Origin of the sequence: Paraburkholderia sp. SIMBA_027 (assembly GCF_046535315.1) — a bacterium.
GTDB lineage: Bacteria > Pseudomonadota > Gammaproteobacteria > Burkholderiales > Burkholderiaceae > Paraburkholderia > Paraburkholderia tropica.
Genome location: NZ_JAWRWY010000429.1, coordinates 1 through 277, shown reverse-complemented (window position 1 = coordinate 277; position 277 = coordinate 1). Strand labels below are relative to the sequence as shown.

Sequence of the window (277 nt, the reverse complement as noted above, 5' to 3'; positions counted from 1 at the left end):
GCCCCAGCGTCCATTGCGAGGTCACGTCCCAGCTCAGGTCGAATTCGACGCCGGTGGAGCGCGTGTTGCCGACGTTCTCGATGTGCTGATAGCCGATCTGGTCGCTGACATAGAGCTGCGCGTCGCGGATGTCGGTGCGGTAAAGGGCGGCGCCCGCGCGCAACGCATCGCCGTCAAAGCGCGCGCCGGCTTCGTAGCTCACGCCACGTTCCTTGCCGAAGGGGCGCGCATCGGCGGGGTTGGACGGGGCCAGGTTGTAGCCGCCGGGTTTGTAAGC

General features: G+C 67.1%; 1 protein-coding gene. It reads right to left on the bottom strand.

The window, feature by feature from the left end:
* Positions 1 to 277 (bottom strand): TonB-dependent receptor domain-containing protein (locus tag SB764_RS39700; RefSeq protein ID WP_410866711.1); only part of this gene is annotated, 277 nt, incomplete at both ends.